Below are 17,287 nucleotides of genomic sequence, written 5' to 3'. Positions count from 1 at the left end.
CTATCGGTGAATGCAGGTAGGTCTGTGAGAGGCAGCGCTAAAATTATTAAGCACTGTTACGTGATGCCTCCATGTCCCACCCTGCTGAAAAATCAGACGCCCTGCTTGGTGTATCTAAAAATGGCCACAACCCCGATCCTCAACAGGGGGGTGGAAACACGATTCGCATTCGGGGTGCGAGGCAGCACAACCTGAAAAATATTGATCTGGAGTTGCCGCGAGATCAGCTAATTGTGTTCACAGGCGTCTCTGGTTCCGGCAAATCTTCCCTCGCTTTCGATACCATCTTTGCAGAGGGACAGCGCCGCTATGTGGAATCTCTCAGCGCTTATGCACGGCAATTCTTGGGACAGTTGGATAAGCCCGATGTCGATGCGATTGAGGGTTTAAGTCCGGCGATTTCGATTGATCAAAAGTCTACTTCCCACAACCCCCGCTCAACAGTTGGCACTGTAACAGAGATTTACGATTATTTTAGATTGCTATTTGGGCGTGCCGGCGAACCTCATTGTCCTCATTGTGATCGCAGCATTGCCCCCCAAACGATTGATGAGATGTGCGATCGGATCATGGACTTGCCAGATCGCACGAAATTTCAAATTCTTGCCCCCGTTGTCCGTGGCAAAAAAGGCACCCATAAGAAACTTTTGTCAAGTCTCGCTTCAGAAGGATTTGTTCGCGTCCGCGTTAATGGAGAAGTGCGCGAACTTTCTGACACGATTGAATTAGATAAAAATTACACTCATACGATTGAAATTGTCATTGACCGGCTCGTAAAAAAATCCGGGATACAAGAACGTCTTACAGATTCTCTGACAACTTGTTTGCGACACTCTAATGGCATTGCCATAATTTTAATTAATGAGCCGGCAGCCGATTCACCTTTAACTCCCTCGAATCAGAATGGAGAAGAAAAGCCGGCAAATAACGACCAAGAATTAGTATTTTCTGAAAACTTTGCTTGTCCAGAACATGGGGCGGTAATGGAAGAACTTTCGCCCCGATTGTTCTCGTTTAATTCGCCTTATGGTGCCTGCCCAAGTTGTCACGGTTTGGGGAGTTTGCGAAGATTTTCTCCTGAGATGGTGGTGCCGGATCTAGAAGCGCCGGTTTACAGTGCAATTGCCCCTTGGTCAGACAAAGATAACTCTTATTATCTATCTTTACTTTACAGTGCCGGTAAAGCTTTTGGCTTTGATATTAACACGCCTTGGAAGCAACTAACCACTGAACAACAGCACATTTTACTGCACGGTTCTGAAGAAGCTATTTTGATTGAAGCCGATTCTCGTTACCGCAACGGGCAAGGCTATCGCCGGCCCTTCCCTGGCGTTATTACTATCTTACAGCGTCAGTACGATGAAACTTCTTCAGAACTGCAAAAACAGAAATTAGAACCCTATTTAGTCGATCAAGCCTGTGAAGTTTGTCAGGGAAAACGTCTCAAAGCAGAAGCGCTTTCTGTACGGTTGGGAGGTTCCCGAATTACCGATTTAACCGGCACTTCTATCAGCGAATGTTTGGAACGCACGAATAACCTAAAATTAACCGAACGTCAAGCAAAAATTGCCGATTTAGTCGTGAGAGAAATTCGCGCACGGCTGCAATTTCTTCTTGATGTCGGTTTAGATTACCTGTCATTAGATCGTCCCGCCATGACCCTTTCAGGGGGGGAAGCGCAGCGAATTCGTCTTGCTACCCAAATTGGTTCTGGACTTACCGGCGTTCTCTATGTTTTAGATGAACCGAGTATCGGATTGCATCAACGAGACAACGGACGTTTGCTGAATACTTTAACAAAATTGCGGTCTTTAGGAAATACTTTAATCGTCGTCGAACACGATGAAGAAACCATTCGCGCAGCCGATTGTATTGTCGATATTGGCCCTCATGCCGGTGTTCATGGTGGGCAGATTGTTGCAAAGGGCAGTTTAGAGACATTATTAGCCGCAGAAGATTCCCTCACCGGCGCTTATTTATCGGGGCGCAGGGTGATAGAAACCCCAGGGGAAAGAAGAGCGGGAAATGGCAAAAAACTGCAAATCAAAAATGCTTACCGTAATAACTTAAAAAATATTAACGTTGAGATTCCGCTCGGCAAGCTTGTCTGCGTCACCGGCGTCTCCGGTTCGGGTAAATCTACCCTAATTAACGAACTGCTTTATCCAGCATTGCAGCATCAACTCAGCCGCAAAGTTCCCTTGCCGAAAGAATTGGATGAGATCAAAGGACTCGACGCAATTGATAAAGCAATTGTAATTGATCAATCCCCCATCGGTCGCACTCCTCGCTCTAACCCTGCCACTTACACCGGCATCTTTGATGCCATTCGTGCGGTATTCGCAGAAACCATTGAAGCGAAAGCCAGAGGTTACAAACAAGGACAGTTTTCTTTTAACGTCAAAGGCGGACGTTGTGAAGCTTGCGGTGGGCAAGGGGTGAATGTCATCGAGATGAATTTTCTGCCAGATGTGTATGTACAATGTGAGGTGTGCAAAGGGGCGCGATATAACCGGGAAACCCTGCAAGTGAAGTATAAAAACCAATCAATTGCTGATGTTCTAAATATGACGGTTGAAGAAGCTTTAGAGATGTTTAAAAATATCCCTAAAGCGGGAAGCCGGTTGCAAACTTTAGTGGATGTTGGCTTAGGGTATATTCAATTAGGACAGCCGGCACCTACCTTATCTGGTGGGGAAGCACAGCGGGTAAAATTAGCAACTGAATTGTCTAAACGGGCAACTGGAAAAACCCTCTATTTAATTGATGAACCGACAACCGGCTTATCATTTTATGATGTTCACCACTTGCTAAATGTGTTGCAACGCTTAGTTGATAAAGGCAATTCAATTTTAGTCATTGAACACAATTTAGATGTAATCCGGTGTGCGGATTGGGTGATAGACTTAGGCCCAGAAGGTGGAAATAAAGGTGGAGAAATTATTGCAGAAGGAACTCCTGAACAAGTAGCGAAGAATTCCCATTCTTATACAGGACAATATTTAAAGCCGGTGTTGCTACAACATCCGCCGGCAATTCAGATTAATAAGGAAAAGCTGAAAAAGAAAGCTTAGATTGCGTTCCTCTTATAGTAGGTTGGGTTGAGGAAAGAAAACCCAACAAACCCCTAGAGGAAAAGATGCCGGCAGCGGTTAAAGAAAGATGGGTAGAGCGATAGCGAAACCCATCCTACAATTCTTGATAAAAAAACGTTTGCCGGCAAGGGTTAAACTTTAAAACTCAGGAATTTCAAGTTTGCTGATATTGGTGCCGGCATAATGTTTGTAGATGATTTCCGGGCTATTTCCCACTAATCTAGCCACATCTTTGGCATCTAAACCATTCTCAAGCGCTAGAGTAATAAAAGTATGGCGAGTGTTATATTGAGGACGATAGTGGGAAATTTTTCCCTCCCTGGCTAGCCGAGAGACAATCCCCTCTTGATACTTCCCATGCACCGTTGTCCCTTTCCAGCACATTGCGCTAAATGTATGGGCGTTAATTTCCCCTCCCCTTAACGCTGGAAAAACCAATTTTTCTGACTCACAAATCTTGGGCTTAATTGCACTTAACAATTCTCTCAAGGGTTTATTACAGGGAAATTTCCGGGGTTTATGATTTTTAGTATCCTTACGAATTTTGGAAGAAGAGACACAAACCACAGCCTCAGAAAAGAGAATAAACGAGAAATCATCCGCTATATGTTTCCATTGCAAAGCAACCGCTTCACTGGTACGGCAACCCGTCATAAACAAAAATCGCACAAATGACGCATAATGCCGGTAAGTCGGGTGTGCTTCAAATGCTTTGATTATTTCCTCTCTTTCGCCAACTGTAAAAGGATCGATTTCCTCTTTTTCTGTGGTATCTATAATTTCCCCTGCCATTCCTTTGAAGGGATTTGAAGGGAGCAATTTTGAACTGACTGCCCACTCACAACAGGCTGCTAACTGTGTGATTACCCGTTTGGCTGTATAAGCAGAATTATTGGCCGCTAGATAGTCACGAATGGCTACACTATTGGATTCAGTCAACTCTTTATAGGGTAATTTATCAATATGTGACGCGATGGTTTTATAGTTGAGTTTGAGAGTGGTTTCACTCACTTTAGGCTTCCTATATTCCACATATTTAGCCCACAATTCAGCTATATTGACCGCCACTTGAGGCTGTTCTATAGACTGTATTAGGGTTAAGTGTGTCGCCGGCTTGTACTTTCTTAGAGTTGAATCGAAATTCCCTGAGATGATGTCTAATTCTATCTGACAAGCTTTAGCCTCGGCTGTTTTACGGTTCTCTTCTGTGTCGGCTAGCCCTAGGGTTAAGTATTTTTGCTGTCCTTCATACATTTGGCGGGGGAGTCGTAACCGCAAACGCCCTTGAAAGGATTCTATCCCTACAGAACCTTTGGACGCTTTCTGTGTCGTGTCCATGCTCTAACCCTGACTATGAAGTGCTATGGCGCTAATCATAGTCAAACCATAGTCAAAATTCAAGGAAATTTAGGGACAAACCACCTACAGCTTAACCCTGCCGGCAGTCCTAGAAGTGCTATGGCGCTAATCATAGTCAAACCATAGTCAAAATTCAAGGAAATTTAGGGACAAACCACCTACAGCTTAACCCTGCCGGCACGACTGCCATCCGCAAATCATAGTCAGCCATAGTCAAAAATCAAGGCATTTCAGGGACAACAAGCCCACCGCTAAATCCTGCCGGCAGGACTGCCATCCGCAAATCATAGTCAGCCATAGTCAAAAATCAAGGAAATTTGGGAAAAAACAGCCGAAAGAATTGCGTTGCCGGCAAGACTTCAACGCCTAAAACCCTGCTATATCAATCTTTTTAAACGGAGAGGGTGGGATTTGAACCCACGGTGAAGTTACCCCCACACAGCATTTCCAGTGCTGCGCCTTAAACCGCTCGGCCACCTCTCCAGGTGAAAATGGGCTTTTTGTTTATTTGCCACATTTGCCACAGGAAAACTATATTAGCAGAACCCTGGTGAGTTTGAAAAGAGAATTCTCAAATTTATTTTTTTGCCCCACTTCCGCACCGGCTAGATCGGGGTGCCGGTTTTGTCGTACTCTCTACTCAGGCCCATAATAGATGAGGGCATGGGGCATCGATAATAAATCATAGAGAATGCTCTCCCCCTCCCCCACTCTTCCCTAGCCCCTAAGTCTTTCTATTAAAATCTGATGACTCGCTCTCACAAAATTACCATTCACAACCGGCAAACCGGCAAGCGTCACGTTATTGTGGTGCCCGAAGATCGCTACATCCTGCAAAGTGCCGAAAATCAAGGTGTAGAACTGCCCTTTTCCTGTCGCAATGGGGCTTGCACCACCTGTGCGGTGCGCGTGAAAACCGGCGAAATTTACCAGCCAGAAGCAATGGGGCTATCTCCTGATTTGCGGAAACGTGGCTACGCCTTGTTGTGCGTCAGTTATGCCCGTTGCGATTTAGAAGTGGAAACCCAAGATGAGGATGAAGTTTACGAACTCCAATTCGGGCGCTATTTTGGCAAAGGTAAAATTCGGGCGGGCTTGCCTTTGGATGAGGATTGAGGATTTGGCACCGCAGATTCCGCAGGTGAAACGCAGATGGGTTTCATCGCTAATTCTTTATGTTTTAGGGCTGTTTTCAGCTTTGCTTCTGATTGGCTGTGAAAAACCGGCACCCCCGCAAGGATTAACCGTTAATGTTGAACGGGTGGTTAGCGGGCAAACTTTGGAGATTGCCGGCACTTCTGGGACATTCGAGCGGGTGCGGCTAATTGGCGTTGAGGCACCCGATTTGAAGCAGCAGCCTTGGGGAATCGAGGCAGCAAAACGCTTAGAGGAAATGATTCAAGGACAGCCGGTGTTGCTAGAGTTTGATGTTGAGGAAAAATATTGCTACAAAGAGCGCTGCACTCAGTTAGCTTACGTGTGGCAAAATGGGCAGATGCTCAATGAGCAACTAGCAAAAGCCGGTTCTGTGCTGGCGCTGCCGCGTTCCCCCAACTCGAAATACACGGAACGTCTCGCACACGCCCAGGAATGGGCAAGACTCATGGGGCTGGGCATTTGGAACCCAGAAAACCCGATGCGCCTGACTCCTGCAGAGTTTCGCAGTCAAAATCAGTCATAATTGTGCATTGTTCTTCATCAATCACCCATCATCCATGACTGATGTCCAACTGAAAATTTTCTTAGATATCGCAACAGAAGCAGCACTGGCTGCCGGCGCAGTGTTGCAAGCTTACTGGGGCAACTTAGAGGAAGTTCAAGAAAAAGGGCGTCCTGGGGATTTGGTGACGGAAGCGGATAAAGCCGCTGAAAAAGCAATTTTGGAAGTTTTGCAGCGTCACGTACCCGATCACGGAATTTTGGCAGAGGAAAGCGGGGCGTTGGGAGATACCACCGGCACCTACCTCTGGGCAATCGATCCCCTCGACGGCACCACCAACTACGCCCACCAGTATCCCTTCTCATCTGCCTCTGTGGGGCTGCTGATTGACGGGGTTCCTCATGTGGGAGCGATTTTTGACCCCTTCCATAATGAATTATTTAGAGCCGGCAAAGGGCTGGGTGCAACGCGCAACCGACGCCCCATCCAAGTGTCCCAAGCCTCATCGCTGAGTAAAAGCTTACTCGTCACCGGCTTTGCCTACGACCGGCGCGAAACCACCGATAATAACTATGCCGAATTCTGTCACCTCACCCATTTAACGCAGGGAGTACGACGCAGCGGATCAGCATCCCTCGATTTAGCTCATGTTGCCTGTGGGCGTTTAGATGGATACTGGGAGCGAGGTTTATCCCCTTGGGATGTAGCAGCCGGTGTAGTCTTAGTTGAAGAAGCCGGTGGGCGAGTCACCGCCTATGATGACAGCCCTTTCCAAATCCGCTCTGGCAGAATTCTCGCAACCAACGGTCAAATTCACGCCGAGCTAAGCAAAGAATTATTACAAGTTCCTAGCCTAGCATCTTGGGGGGATGCTGTACCTTCGAGGAATCACTAATGCCGTGAATTGGGTTCACAAGGTACATTAGAAACAATCGATAGGCAGCGAAGTGGGATGGCGCACCATGTCTTTTCAAATTGAACAAGGACTATTTAAGTTTGACTTTACGGATCATCACGCCATTTTAGGGGTTCCTGTTGATGCGGAGTTTAATGACATCCGCAAGCGGTATCTCAAGATTGCTCGTCGCCTGCATCCTGATAGTTGCAAGGCTGACAATGAAGCGGATAAACAGCTAGCCAGCGATCTATTTTCAAAGCTAGTGAGTCCCGCCTACACGAAATTCTCCAATGAGCGTGAACGTGCAGAATATGGTGTCCTTTTAGGGTTGATGGGTAAGCGCTGTCTTCAAGAGGCATCTAAAATACAACTTCACAGCGATCTAGCAAAACAGTTATCTAAAGCAAGTGAGTTTGAAAAAGCTTACAAAACTTTGGTAGCAAATTTAGCAGAAACTCAGTATCAATCTTTATCGCAAACCCTAGACGTGATCGCCCAAATCAGTGAACTCAATATGGTTTATCTGATGCGGCAAGAAAGCAAAGGCGGAGTTGTTGGGCAAACCCAGCAGACTCAAAAGCCGGCGGCAACAGGGGTGCCGGCAACTTCAACTCGCCCCCCAGCCGCAGCTTCCACGACTGCCCCCCCACCGCCACCGCCTCCAAAAGCAGAGTCACGGGCGGAAGGATACTACCGGCGTGCGGAAGATTGGATGAGCAAAAACAATTTGGCTCAAGCCATTATCGAACTGCGGGACGCCCTCAAGCTTGAGCCGAATAATAGTCGGTGTCATGGCTTATTGGGGATGATTTATTTGAAGCAAAATCAGGCAACAATGGCCAAGGTTCATATTAATAAAGCCTTGCAGTTGAACCCTGAAGAGAAAGTGGCACTAGATGCAAAGAGATTGCTAGAAAAGCCGCCTCAAAAAGGTGGAACCAAGGGTGGCACATCCAAAACGCCGCCGAAATCAGGTAAGCCCGATCAACCCGGTGGTGGTATCTTTGGAGGGTTGTTTGGAGGTGGCGGGAAGAAAAAATAATGGTTTATCAACCACCAACCGGCGCGAGGGATTTATTACCCCTCGATGTGGCTCAAAAACACTGGATAGAAGAGCGCTTGCGAACGGTTTTTCGCCGCTGGGGCTATCACCGAATTATTACTTCAACCCTGGAGCGGTTGGACACGCTGATGGCTGGGGGTGCTGTCCAGCCATCGACTGTAATCCAACTGCGCGACGCCGAGGATGAGGTGCTGGGGTTGCGCCCAGAATTGACGGCTTCCATTGCCCGTGCGGCGGTGACTCGCATGGCGGGGGCAACCTATCCCCAGCGCCTTTACTACAATGCCAATGTGTTCCGCACAGCCGGCGAAGGCATTCACGGCGGGCAACAGGAGTTTTACCAAGCTGGGGTGGAATTGCTCGGTGCTGCCGGCGTGATGGCGGATGCCGAGATTTTGCTGTTGCTATCGCAGTGCTTGCAGAGTTTGGGGCTGAACCAGTGGCGGGTGATTTTAGGGGAAGCCGGCTTGATGCAATCGCTGCTTGCTGCGTTTGAGCCGGCATTGCAAAATCAGGTGCGGCACGCAATTGCCCATCTGGATCGCATTGCCCTAGAAACCTTGCCCCTCTCCCCAGATCAGCGAGAACGAGCGCTGTTTTTGTTCGATTTGCGGGGACGCCCTGCTGACGTGCTGCAACGCGTCAGTCAATTGAACTTGGATGCACATCAGCAGCAAATTGTCAATAATCTCAAATCTCTGGTCGAATTACTGAACGAGTCGTCAGCATTTCCAGTAATTTTGGATCTGAGCTTGATTCAAACCTTCGACTACTACACCGGCATCGTCTTTGAAGTCGTCAGCGAAAGCGAAACAGGACAGCAAGTCTTAGGCCAAGGCGGACGCTATGACCAACTGCTGGGACTGTATCATCCTCAAGGGGAAACCTATCCGGGGATTGGCTTTTCGCTAAATATTGAAGACTTGCACACCTGTTTGCTGCCAGGAGGTCAACTGCCGGCTTATACTGTGCCCAGTGATTGGTTAGTCGTGCCGGTGAGTTCCCAAGCGGATGCTGCTGCCTTTGCCTACGCCCAAAAACTCCGGCAAGACGGTGATTTAGTTCGGGTTGAGCTAGATTTCGGGCAGCGAGAAACACCGGAAGCCGTGCGAGAATACGCGCAGCAACGCCGCATTAAACAGATTGCCTGGGTCAAGGATGCCGGTGAACCGGAAATTGAAACGTTAAGCTAACGATTAAGAACTGCCGAGAGAGGAAGAACACTGTGCCGCACACGATTGTTACAAACACCTGTGAAGGCATCGCGGATTGCGTTGATGCCTGTCCAGTGGCTTGCATTCATCCCGGCCCTGGTAAAAATACGAAGGGAACGGATTGGTTCTGGATTGACTTTGCAACTTGTATTGACTGCGGCATTTGTATGCAGGTGTGTCCTGTAGAAGGAGCAATTGTTGCAGAAGAACGTCCTGAGTTGCAAAAGACACCGCAATAAGTTTTGGGTGTCTGAGTGTATTTGTGACGCAGAGGGATGCAAAGGTTTTTAAAGAAAAATAGAAAGAAAACTCTTGTATCCTTCTGCATTCAAAACTCTTGCTATGATTGGGGAATTTTTAACCACAGATAAACACAGATAAACACAGATGAATGATTGATGTTTATTTGTATTTTCATCTAAACAATAAACCTTTGGGATAAATCTAAAATCTATAGACCCAATGGCATCACACCAGTAAGCTTATCTGCGATTATCTGCACCTAACCAATAAACATTGCTCATATCTGCGTTTATCTGCGTGCATCTGCGGTTAAAAAAATAAACCTTTGCCACCGGCTTTCTCTTAATGCTGGAAAAATTATAATGATAGACCTGCTGCTAGTCATGACTGTGGGGTTTCTTGGCAGTTTTGGCCACTGTGTAGGAATGTGTGGCCCCCTAACTGTGGCATTTTCTCTGTCGGGCAAGTCAGAAACTCAGCCTAGCTGGCAGCAACAATTTTATTTTCATTTCCTATTAAACTTCGGGCGAATTATCAGTTACGCCTTAGTCGGTGCCGCTATTGGGGCATTAGGTTCTGCCGTTATAGCTAGCGGTCAATTGGCCGGCATTGGTAGCGTTTTGCGCCGGCTGATTGCTATTTTCACCGGCATCTTGCTTGTGTGGTTTGGCTTGGTGCAGATTAAACCAGAATGGTTGCCACGCCTGCCGGTGTTCCACCCACTGGCAGAAGGAAACTGGCACAACCGGCTTCAGAAAGCAATGCTCAACCTCTCCATGCAAAACAGCTGCTGGACGCCGGCATTATTAGGACTGGTGTGGGGTTTGATTCCCTGCGGTTTTCTCTATGCTGCCCAAATTAAAGCCGCCGAAACCGGCAACCTCTGGATGGGTGCGGCAACGATGCTGGCGTTTGGGCTGGGAACGATGCCTAGTATGCTCGGTGTGGGTGTTTCCGCATCGAGATTGAGTGCCAGCCGGCGCAGTCAACTATTTAAGCTAGGAGGCTGGGTGACGCTCACTATCGGCATCCTCACGCTGCTGCGGACGGATGAAATGGTAGATTATACGGGTCATGGAGCATTGTTGTGTCTGCTTCTCGCCTTAATTGCCCGTCCCCTCAGCCGGTTATGGCCGGCACTCCTGCACTACCGTCGCGCTTTGGGTGTGGGAGCGTTTGTGCTATCGGTGGCTCACACATTTCACATGATGGATCACACCCTAAACTGGAATTTTGACGCCCTCTCATTTATGTTGCAGCAGCATCAGGTGGGAATGTGGGCCGGCATTTTGGCGCTGGTATTGATGATCCCGCTAGCACTGACCAGTTTTGACCGTGCTATGAGTTATTTGGGCACACGCTGGCGACTGCTGCACCTGTTAAGTGTGCCGGCGTTTGTGTTGTGTGCCGGTCATGCTGTGCTGCTGGGTTCTCATTACTTGGGGGCGTTGGAATGGACTTGGGGCAGTAAACTGAATGCAGCTTTACTGGGAGCGATTACACTGGCTGTATTGCTGGTGCGGTTGCGCCTGTTTTGGTCAATTCTGTTTTTAGAAAGATTTTATGCACCACCGTCTCAACGCTAGTCAATTTCTAGTGGGTTTACTGCTGTTTTCTTCTGCACCGGCTCTCGTTGTGCCGGCTTTGGCACATAATGTTGAAATTTCTGGGGATGTTGCTGCAACTTTTCATTTAGAACCGAATCATAACCCGAAAGCTGGAGAGCCGGCTAAGGTTTGGTTTGCCCTAACTCGCAAGGGTGGCGCAACGATACCGTTGGAGAAGTGTGATTGTCAGTTGGCTATCTATTCGTTGCCTCGTGCTGCTAATGCTAAACCGCTGATGATGCCGGTTTTAAAAAGTATTAATGCTGAACGATATAAGGGAATTCCGGGTGCTGATGTTGTGTTTCCTAGGGCCGGTTCTTATGAGTTAGAATTCAGCGGTTCTGCTAAGGGTGGGGGGGATTTTCGGGCTTTTCAGATGAAATATAGGGTTAATGTGAGCCGGTGAGAGGCAAAGGTTTGATTTTTTTAACCGCAGATAAACGCAGATAAACGCAGATGTAGGCGGAGTCTGTTGTTGGGTATTAGGAGATGAGCGCAGATGTATGCGGAGTCTGACTTTAGGTATTGGGAGATAAGCGCGGAAGCCGGGATTGGGGGATTGGGGGATTGAGTGTTTTCTTTCCTCTAATCTCCTAATCCCGGCTAAAACTGATGTTACAGGCTGGACATGACTTCCCGTGCTGCTGCTAGGGTGCGGTTAATGTCGTCGTCTGTGTGGGCGAGGGAGGTGAATCCAGCTTCGTATTGGGAGGGGGCGAGGTAAATGCCGTGTTCTAGCATTCCGCGATGAAATCGGCTGAATTTGCCTGAATCTGACTTTTTGGCGTCTTCGTAGCTGTGAACCGGCCCAGCTGTGAAGAATAGGCCAAACATGGCGCTGATTTGTCCTCCGCAGGCGGCATGGCCGGTTTCGTGGGCGATTTGCACTAAGCCATCTGCGAGTTTTTTGGTCATTTTGTCAAGCTGCTCGTAGGTGCCGTGTTTTTGCAGCAATTCTAAGGTTTTGATACCGGCTGTCATGGCGAGGGGGTTGCCGGAAAGGGTGCCGGCTTGATACATTGGCCCTGCCGGTGCGACCATTGACATGATATCTTTGCGTCCGCCGTAGGCTCCGACGGGTAAGCCACCGCCGATGATTTTACCGAGGGTGGTTAAGTCGGGGGTAACGCCGAATTTTTCTTGAGCGCCGCCGTAGGCGATTCTGAAGCCGGTCATGACTTCGTCAAAGACGAGCAATGCGCCGTTTTCTTGGGTAATTTCGCGCAACCCTTCTAAAAAGCCGGCATCGGGGACAATGAAGCCGGCATTGCCGACGACGGGTTCTAAAATGACGCCGGCAATTTCATCCGGGTTTTCCGCAAATAAGGCTTTAACGGCTTCTAAGTCGTTAAAGGGCGCTGTGAGGGTGGTGTTGGTTGCAGATTTGGGGACGCCCGGAGAGTCGGGTAAGCCCAAGGTGGCCACCCCGGAGCCGGCTTTGACCAAGAACATATCGGCGTGTCCGTGGTAGCAGCCTTCAAATTTAATAATTTTGTCGCGGCTGGTGAAAGCCCGCATCAAGCGTAGGACAGACATACACGCTTCTGTCCCGGAGTTGACAAAGCGCACCATTTCAATACTAGGAACGGCATCGATTACCATTTCTGCCAGCACGTTTTCTAGCACTGAGGGGGCACCAAAGCTTGTGCCTTTTTCTAAGGCATCGTGTAGGGCGCTGATCACTTCTGGATGGGCGTGACCGCAAATTGCTGGTCCCCAGGTGCCGACGTAGTCGATATATTGGTTGCCGTCAACGTCCCAGACGTAAGCGCCTTTGACCCGATCAAAGACGATGGGTTGACCTCCGACAGATTTGAAGGCACGGACTGGGGAACTGACGCCCCCTGGCATGAGTTTCTGGGCGGCGGCGAAAATTTCTTCTGATTTGGTGGTGTTCAGGCTTGTGGTAATCAAAATTTATCTCCTCTATCAGTATTGTTTAATATAGGGCAGACGGCGCTGTCTACCCTACCGTTTTGTTTTATTAAACGCAAAGTCACAGGCTTGATGAATGATGGCTTAGGGTTGCGCCGGCACGAGAAACCCGCTTTGATTCCCGCTACATTTTTGCAGAATTGTTTTATTTTATAATCAACTTTCGTGTTTTAAATTTTAAATATTCTTTACATATCTTTAGTGGGTCTAAGTATAGTAGAATAAGTTGTCCGGTGGCCGGGAATCTTTAAGTACAAACGCGCCCCGAAGTTTTCTGTATCGTTTGAACTTGTGTTTATTGCCACTAAACCTACAATCAATTTATGCCTACTCCTGAAGTGACGCCCTCATCCCAATCTATCCCTGTAGAGAAAATTCGCTACAACGAACAGGGGCTGGTGCCGGCAATTGTGCAAGATTATCTTGATGGCACGGTGTTGATGATGGCTTGGATGAATCGGGAATCTCTGCAAAAAACGCTGGAAACTGGAGAGACTTGGTTCTGGAGCCGGTCGCGTGCAGAATTATGGCATAAAGGCGCAACTTCGGGTCATATTCAGAAAGTGCGATCCCTCCGTTATGACTGCGACAGTGATGCGTTGCTGATTAGCGCTGAGCAAATGGGGGACATTGCTTGCCATACAGGCGAACGTAGCTGTTTTCATCAAGTAGACGGGCAAATTGTAGCGCCGCCGGCTGATATGTTGTCTCAGGTTTTTGAGGTGATTTGCAACCGGCGCGCTCAGCCGGTTGAAGGTTCCTATACGGCGACGTTATTTGCCGGTGGTGATAACAAGATTCTCAAAAAAATTGGGGAAGAATCGGCTGAAGTGGTGATGGCTTGTAAGGATGATGATCCAGATGCGATCGCCGGCGAAGTTGCGGATTTATTTTACCACACATTGGTTGCTATAGCGCACCATCAAGTTGATTTGCGAGCCGTTTATCAGAAATTGCAAGAACGCCGACGCTAGCTAAGAAGTAGCGCGAAAATTGGCAATTGATAAGAATTTCATTTGTTACAAAAAATTGACCCCAAGGATTAGTTTCTTTGAGGAACAAGCCGGTCGAGATACTGCAAAATAAAAATTGTGAGGCCGACACTCAGGGCTAAGGCTACCCACAAGCTATCAGCAAATGGTCTCGGCAAATCTAGCGCCCAGCCGCCTAAAGGGGGGCCAATCATGTAGCCGACTGCCCAGCAGAGGGAGTTGATAGACAGGTAAACGCCGCGCAAAGTTTTGGGGGCTAAATCGACAACGAGGGAGGAGGCTGCGGGGGTGTAAGCGACGGTGGCGATCGCCAAGACGGCGAGTGCTAGCATTGCCCAAGCGATGGGGTAAGTTGTAGTGATGCCGGTGATCCCGATCAGGGTAAATCCGATTGCCCACAGCAATGCTGAATAGATTAATGACTGGGGATGACTAAAGCGCCTCAAGAACCGGGCTACCGGCATCTGACACACAATTAAAAGGGCAATATGCCAGGTAAACAGGGCGCTAATAGTTGCCGTTGAAAATCCTTGATTGCTGTCTTTAACGGATACAAAGTTGCTGAAATAAAGGGGCGCAGTGGATTGAATTTGGGCGATATAAGTGGTAAATAAAATGTTAACGAGGACGTAGACAAGAAGCGCTCGATCTTGCAGTGCGATCTTCCAGCCATTATTGAGAAAATCGCTGAATTTTGTTTTTTTATCTGTGTTCGTTGATTTTAGCTGCGGAGTGGGAATGTTTGGGGTTTGAGTGGCGGGTTTCGCTGCCGGCTGATAAGTTTCTGAAATTGCTACCCAAATGACGCCAAAGAAGACTAAGAAGGAAATGCCGTCAATCACAAACAGCAGCCGGTAAGCGCCGGTGAGTGCGATCAAAGCGCCCCCGAACACTACCCCAAATTGCAAACCTAGACTATCTCCTAGTCGGGTTATGGCATAAGCTTCATGACGGTTTTCGGCAGTAGTTAAATCTGCAATAATTGCTTCGGTTGCCGGCCAGTATAAACCAACACCGAAACCTAAAAGCAAGTTACCAACAACTAAGATGGGGAAATTATTCGCAGATGCTAGGACGAATGATGCGCCGGCACATATCAAACACGAGAGTAAAAGTGTGCGCCGGCGTCCCCATGCCGGTGAGTCTGCCCAAGAACCGCTAAATATGCGCCCGAAAATGCCAGAAACTGATGCGCTGCCTAAGGCTATTCCTACGGCAGTTTTTGTTAAACCTACCCGATCTGCAAAAAAAATGGGTGCGTAAAATAAGGTAAAGCCGGTGCCAATTCCTGATAGTAATCGACCGGCTACTAAAATCCAAACTTGGCGTTTTAGCTGAGGTATCCACGAGAAAAGTTTTTGTTTTAGCAAGGATTTCATTGAGTAAAGTTAGTTAACCAATAAATTTTTTTTAACCGCAGATAAACGCAGATAAACGCAGATGGGTTAAGGGTTGGGGTTTCAGATAAAGTGGGGGATGGTAAATTTTTGTAAGGTGTTTATGGTTAATAAAGGCTGGTAAAATTTTAATCAGGCTCATAGATCGATGTTAATTGGGCTGTGCTTCTGCCGGCGTGGGGAATGCCACCCTTGTGAGTAGATATTTACAAGCTTGCTATGGCTACACAGACGACGCTCATCATCATAGGGATAGGCATTGCGCTGAGTACACTCATCCTGGGACTGATTTTTGCATATTACCGCGCCGGCTCGCGAAAAAAGCCTGGAATTCAATATTACAACCAGGGAATCACTAAGGCTAAGCGAGGAGACTGTGCGGGAGCAATTGCAGCTTTTAATCAGGCATTGCAAGTAAATTTCAATTTAGTAGAAGCTTACATCGAGCGGGGAATTCTGCGGGCTAAATTAGGGCAACAGCAAGAAGCGATTGAAGATTTTACTCACGTTATTACCGTAAATCCTACTGGTGCCGGCGTTTATATGAACCGGGGAAATGTTCGGGCTGATATAAACGATATGCAGGGAGCCATTGAGGATTATCGCAAAGCTGCTAAACTATTTTTTGAGCAAAAAGATCAAGCTAATTACCGGCAAGCACTCAGCGCGTTTAAACAGCTACAGCAACAGCAAAAAGATCCAAGTAAGGAAAGCAGTTCCTCTCAAGTTGCTGAAGAAGTATTCAATCAAGGATTATACAACGTTAAAACAGGCAATTATAAGGGAGCCATTGAAGATTTTAATCAAGTATTGCAGCTTTATCCTCAATCCGATAAAGCTTACTATAACAGAGGAATGGCTCGTTTCAAACTCAGCGATCATCAGGGAGCAAAGGCAGATTTTAATCAAGCCTTACAGATTAATAGTAGCTATGCAGAAGCTTATTTGAGCCGAGGCAATGTTCACCGGAAACTCGGTTCTTACCAGCCAGCGATTCAAGATTTCACGCAAGCATTACAACTTAAACCTAATGATGCTCACGCGTATTATAACCGAGCGCTCACTTACTCGGAACTTGGAGAGAAACGCCGCTCGCTAGATGATAAACGCAAAGCTTTAGAAGATTATCAAAAAGCGGCAAATTTATTTTTTCAGCAGGGAGATATGGTAAATTATAACCGAGCGATGAAGAATTTACCGGCAATAGAGGCAGGGGAAATCGATTCGCAGCCGGCACAGAATCCTTCTAGCTTACCCACTTCAACAACTTCCTCTAGAAACGCAGATACAGAAAATCAGAGAAACTTACCAAGCCTTAAACTAGAAAGGAAACTCATCAACCTTTTAAATGGTAATCGCAGCGCGGCTGAGCGATTAATCGAACAGACGAGATATAAAAATCCTGGTAAATCAGAGAATTGGTATTGGGAAAAAGTGATTTATGACTTGGATCGTGATCGCCGGCAGTAAAATCATGCAGCAGTTGCCACACCCCGCATCCAGAGAGCCATCACTCATTTCACTAAGTAATAATTTCTATTGATAATCAAAAAAATCTGTGACTTGCCTCACTCATTTAAAAATACCGGCATCGTTGAAGAGAAAGTAGATGCCACCCTGAAGAAAGCTACGAAGCGCAGAAACACTGCTAGATTGTCTCTTCAAGTAACTGTAGCACTTTTTACATTTATCTAAAAGCCCGCATTGTAAACATTGTGAGGGTGAGAAGGCCAATTTTTTATAAAAACCAGGATGATTAGCGTTAACAAAGAATTTAGGATTGCTAGAGTCACCACCGGCAGGCGTCTCACGAGCGAAGAACCT

14 protein-coding genes and 1 tRNA gene are annotated in these 17,287 nt (G+C 47.4%); 11 read left to right on the top strand and 4 right to left on the bottom strand.

Features of this window, described 5'->3' with window-relative positions; translation table 11 throughout:
- Positions 1–71 precede the first annotated feature (71 nt).
- Positions 72–3,074 (top strand): excinuclease ABC subunit UvrA, encoded by a 3,003-nt coding sequence (uvrA, locus tag H6F73_RS13180; protein ID WP_190759173.1) that lies wholly within the window; start codon positions 72–74, stop codon positions 3,072–3,074.
- Between the two features lie 159 nt (positions 3,075–3,233).
- Here uvrA and H6F73_RS13175 read toward each other — a convergent pair whose 3' ends face one another.
- Both H6F73_RS13175 and H6F73_RS13170 read right to left on the bottom strand, forming a co-directional pair.
- Positions 3,234–4,433 carry a tyrosine-type recombinase/integrase gene (locus H6F73_RS13175; RefSeq protein ID WP_190759172.1) on the bottom strand — a complete coding sequence of 400 codons (1,200 nt, stop codon included), beginning with the start codon at positions 4,431–4,433 and terminating at the stop codon, positions 3,234–3,236.
- Between the two features lie 417 nt (positions 4,434–4,850).
- Positions 4,851–4,937 (bottom strand) — tRNA-Ser (locus H6F73_RS13170).
- Positions 4,938–5,201: 264 nt separating this feature from the next.
- Here H6F73_RS13170 and H6F73_RS13165 point away from each other — a divergent pair.
- From H6F73_RS13165 to H6F73_RS13130, 8 genes are all read left to right on the top strand, one after another.
- A complete protein-coding gene (locus H6F73_RS13165) occupies positions 5,202–5,570 on the top strand; it encodes a 2Fe-2S iron-sulfur cluster-binding protein (protein WP_190759171.1) in 369 nt (122 codons plus the stop codon).
- A gap of 25 nt (positions 5,571–5,595) precedes the next feature.
- Positions 5,596–6,135, top strand: a complete 540-nt coding sequence (locus H6F73_RS13160; protein WP_347239529.1) for a thermonuclease family protein — start codon at positions 5,596–5,598, stop codon at positions 6,133–6,135.
- Between the two features lie 34 nt (positions 6,136–6,169).
- Positions 6,170–7,009, top strand: a complete 840-nt coding sequence (locus H6F73_RS13155) for an inositol monophosphatase family protein (RefSeq protein WP_190759169.1) — start codon at positions 6,170–6,172, stop codon at positions 7,007–7,009.
- A gap of 67 nt (positions 7,010–7,076) precedes the next feature.
- Positions 7,077–8,054: a J domain-containing protein gene (locus tag H6F73_RS13150; RefSeq protein ID WP_190759168.1), complete on the top strand. Its 978-nt coding sequence runs from the start codon at positions 7,077–7,079 to the stop codon at positions 8,052–8,054.
- Complete coding sequence (locus H6F73_RS13145; RefSeq protein WP_190759167.1) at positions 8,054–9,268, top strand: ATP phosphoribosyltransferase regulatory subunit; 1,215 nt, start codon at positions 8,054–8,056, stop codon at positions 9,266–9,268. Before H6F73_RS13150 ends, H6F73_RS13145 begins: the two co-directional genes overlap by 1 nt.
- A 32-nt stretch (positions 9,269–9,300) precedes the next feature.
- Positions 9,301–9,528 carry a 4Fe-4S dicluster domain-containing protein gene (locus H6F73_RS13140; protein WP_190759166.1) on the top strand — a complete coding sequence of 76 codons (228 nt, stop codon included), beginning with the start codon at positions 9,301–9,303 and terminating at the stop codon, positions 9,526–9,528.
- Between the two features lie 366 nt (positions 9,529–9,894).
- Positions 9,895–11,118 (top strand): sulfite exporter TauE/SafE family protein, encoded by a 1,224-nt coding sequence (locus H6F73_RS13135; protein WP_190759165.1) that lies wholly within the window; start codon positions 9,895–9,897, stop codon positions 11,116–11,118.
- On the top strand, positions 11,096–11,545 hold the full coding sequence (locus tag H6F73_RS13130) for a hypothetical protein (RefSeq protein WP_190759164.1): 450 nt from the start codon (positions 11,096–11,098) through the stop codon (positions 11,543–11,545). The genes H6F73_RS13135 and H6F73_RS13130 overlap by 23 nt, the downstream gene beginning before the upstream one ends.
- A gap of 209 nt (positions 11,546–11,754) precedes the next feature.
- Here H6F73_RS13130 and hemL read toward each other — a convergent pair whose 3' ends face one another.
- Positions 11,755–13,053, bottom strand: a complete 1,299-nt coding sequence (gene hemL / locus H6F73_RS13125) for a glutamate-1-semialdehyde 2,1-aminomutase (RefSeq protein WP_190759163.1) — start codon at positions 13,051–13,053, stop codon at positions 11,755–11,757.
- 344 nt (positions 13,054–13,397) lie between these two features.
- Here hemL and hisIE point away from each other — a divergent pair, with 344 nt between their 5' ends.
- Entirely contained in the window at positions 13,398–14,048 is a 651-nt protein-coding gene (gene hisIE / locus H6F73_RS13120) for a bifunctional phosphoribosyl-AMP cyclohydrolase/phosphoribosyl-ATP diphosphatase HisIE (protein WP_190759162.1), read from the top strand.
- Between the two features lie 68 nt (positions 14,049–14,116).
- Here the strand turns inward: hisIE and H6F73_RS13115 are convergent, their stop codons facing one another.
- Positions 14,117–15,436 carry an MFS transporter gene (locus tag H6F73_RS13115; RefSeq protein ID WP_199330589.1) on the bottom strand — a complete coding sequence of 440 codons (1,320 nt, stop codon included), beginning with the start codon at positions 15,434–15,436 and terminating at the stop codon, positions 14,117–14,119.
- Between the two features lie 246 nt (positions 15,437–15,682).
- Here H6F73_RS13115 and H6F73_RS13110 point away from each other — a divergent pair, with 246 nt between their 5' ends.
- Entirely contained in the window at positions 15,683–16,933 is a 1,251-nt protein-coding gene (locus tag H6F73_RS13110) for a tetratricopeptide repeat protein (protein WP_190759160.1), read from the top strand.
- The last annotated feature ends 354 nt before the right edge of the window (positions 16,934–17,287 follow it).

Origin of the sequence: Microcoleus sp. FACHB-68 (assembly GCF_014695715.1) — a bacterium.
Lineage (GTDB): Bacteria > Cyanobacteriota > Cyanobacteriia > Cyanobacteriales > Oscillatoriaceae > FACHB-68.
Note: the sequence above shows the minus strand (reverse complement) of the source record. Positions and strands in the feature narration are given on the sequence as shown.

What these genes read in the sequence shown, in the direction of transcription:
- H6F73_RS13150 (WP_190759168.1), top strand. Translation starts at nt 7,077, where the DNA reads ATGTCTTTTCAAATTGAACAAGGACTATTTAAGTTTGACTTTACGGAT.
- H6F73_RS13175 (WP_190759172.1), bottom strand. Translation starts at nt 4,433, where the DNA reads ATGGACACGACACAGAAAGCGTCCAAAGGTTCTGTAGGGATAGAATCC.
- H6F73_RS13110 (WP_190759160.1), top strand. Translation starts at nt 15,683, where the DNA reads ATGGCTACACAGACGACGCTCATCATCATAGGGATAGGCATTGCGCTG.
- H6F73_RS13130 (WP_190759164.1), top strand. Translation starts at nt 11,096, where the DNA reads ATGCACCACCGTCTCAACGCTAGTCAATTTCTAGTGGGTTTACTGCTG.
- hisIE (WP_190759162.1), top strand. Translation starts at nt 13,398, where the DNA reads ATGCCTACTCCTGAAGTGACGCCCTCATCCCAATCTATCCCTGTAGAG.
- H6F73_RS13155 (WP_190759169.1), top strand. Translation starts at nt 6,170, where the DNA reads ATGACTGATGTCCAACTGAAAATTTTCTTAGATATCGCAACAGAAGCA.
- H6F73_RS13165 (WP_190759171.1), top strand. Translation starts at nt 5,202, where the DNA reads ATGACTCGCTCTCACAAAATTACCATTCACAACCGGCAAACCGGCAAG.
- H6F73_RS13145 (WP_190759167.1), top strand. Translation starts at nt 8,054, where the DNA reads ATGGTTTATCAACCACCAACCGGCGCGAGGGATTTATTACCCCTCGAT.
- uvrA (WP_190759173.1), top strand. Translation starts at nt 72, where the DNA reads ATGTCCCACCCTGCTGAAAAATCAGACGCCCTGCTTGGTGTATCTAAA.
- H6F73_RS13135 (WP_190759165.1), top strand. Translation starts at nt 9,895, where the DNA reads ATGATAGACCTGCTGCTAGTCATGACTGTGGGGTTTCTTGGCAGTTTT.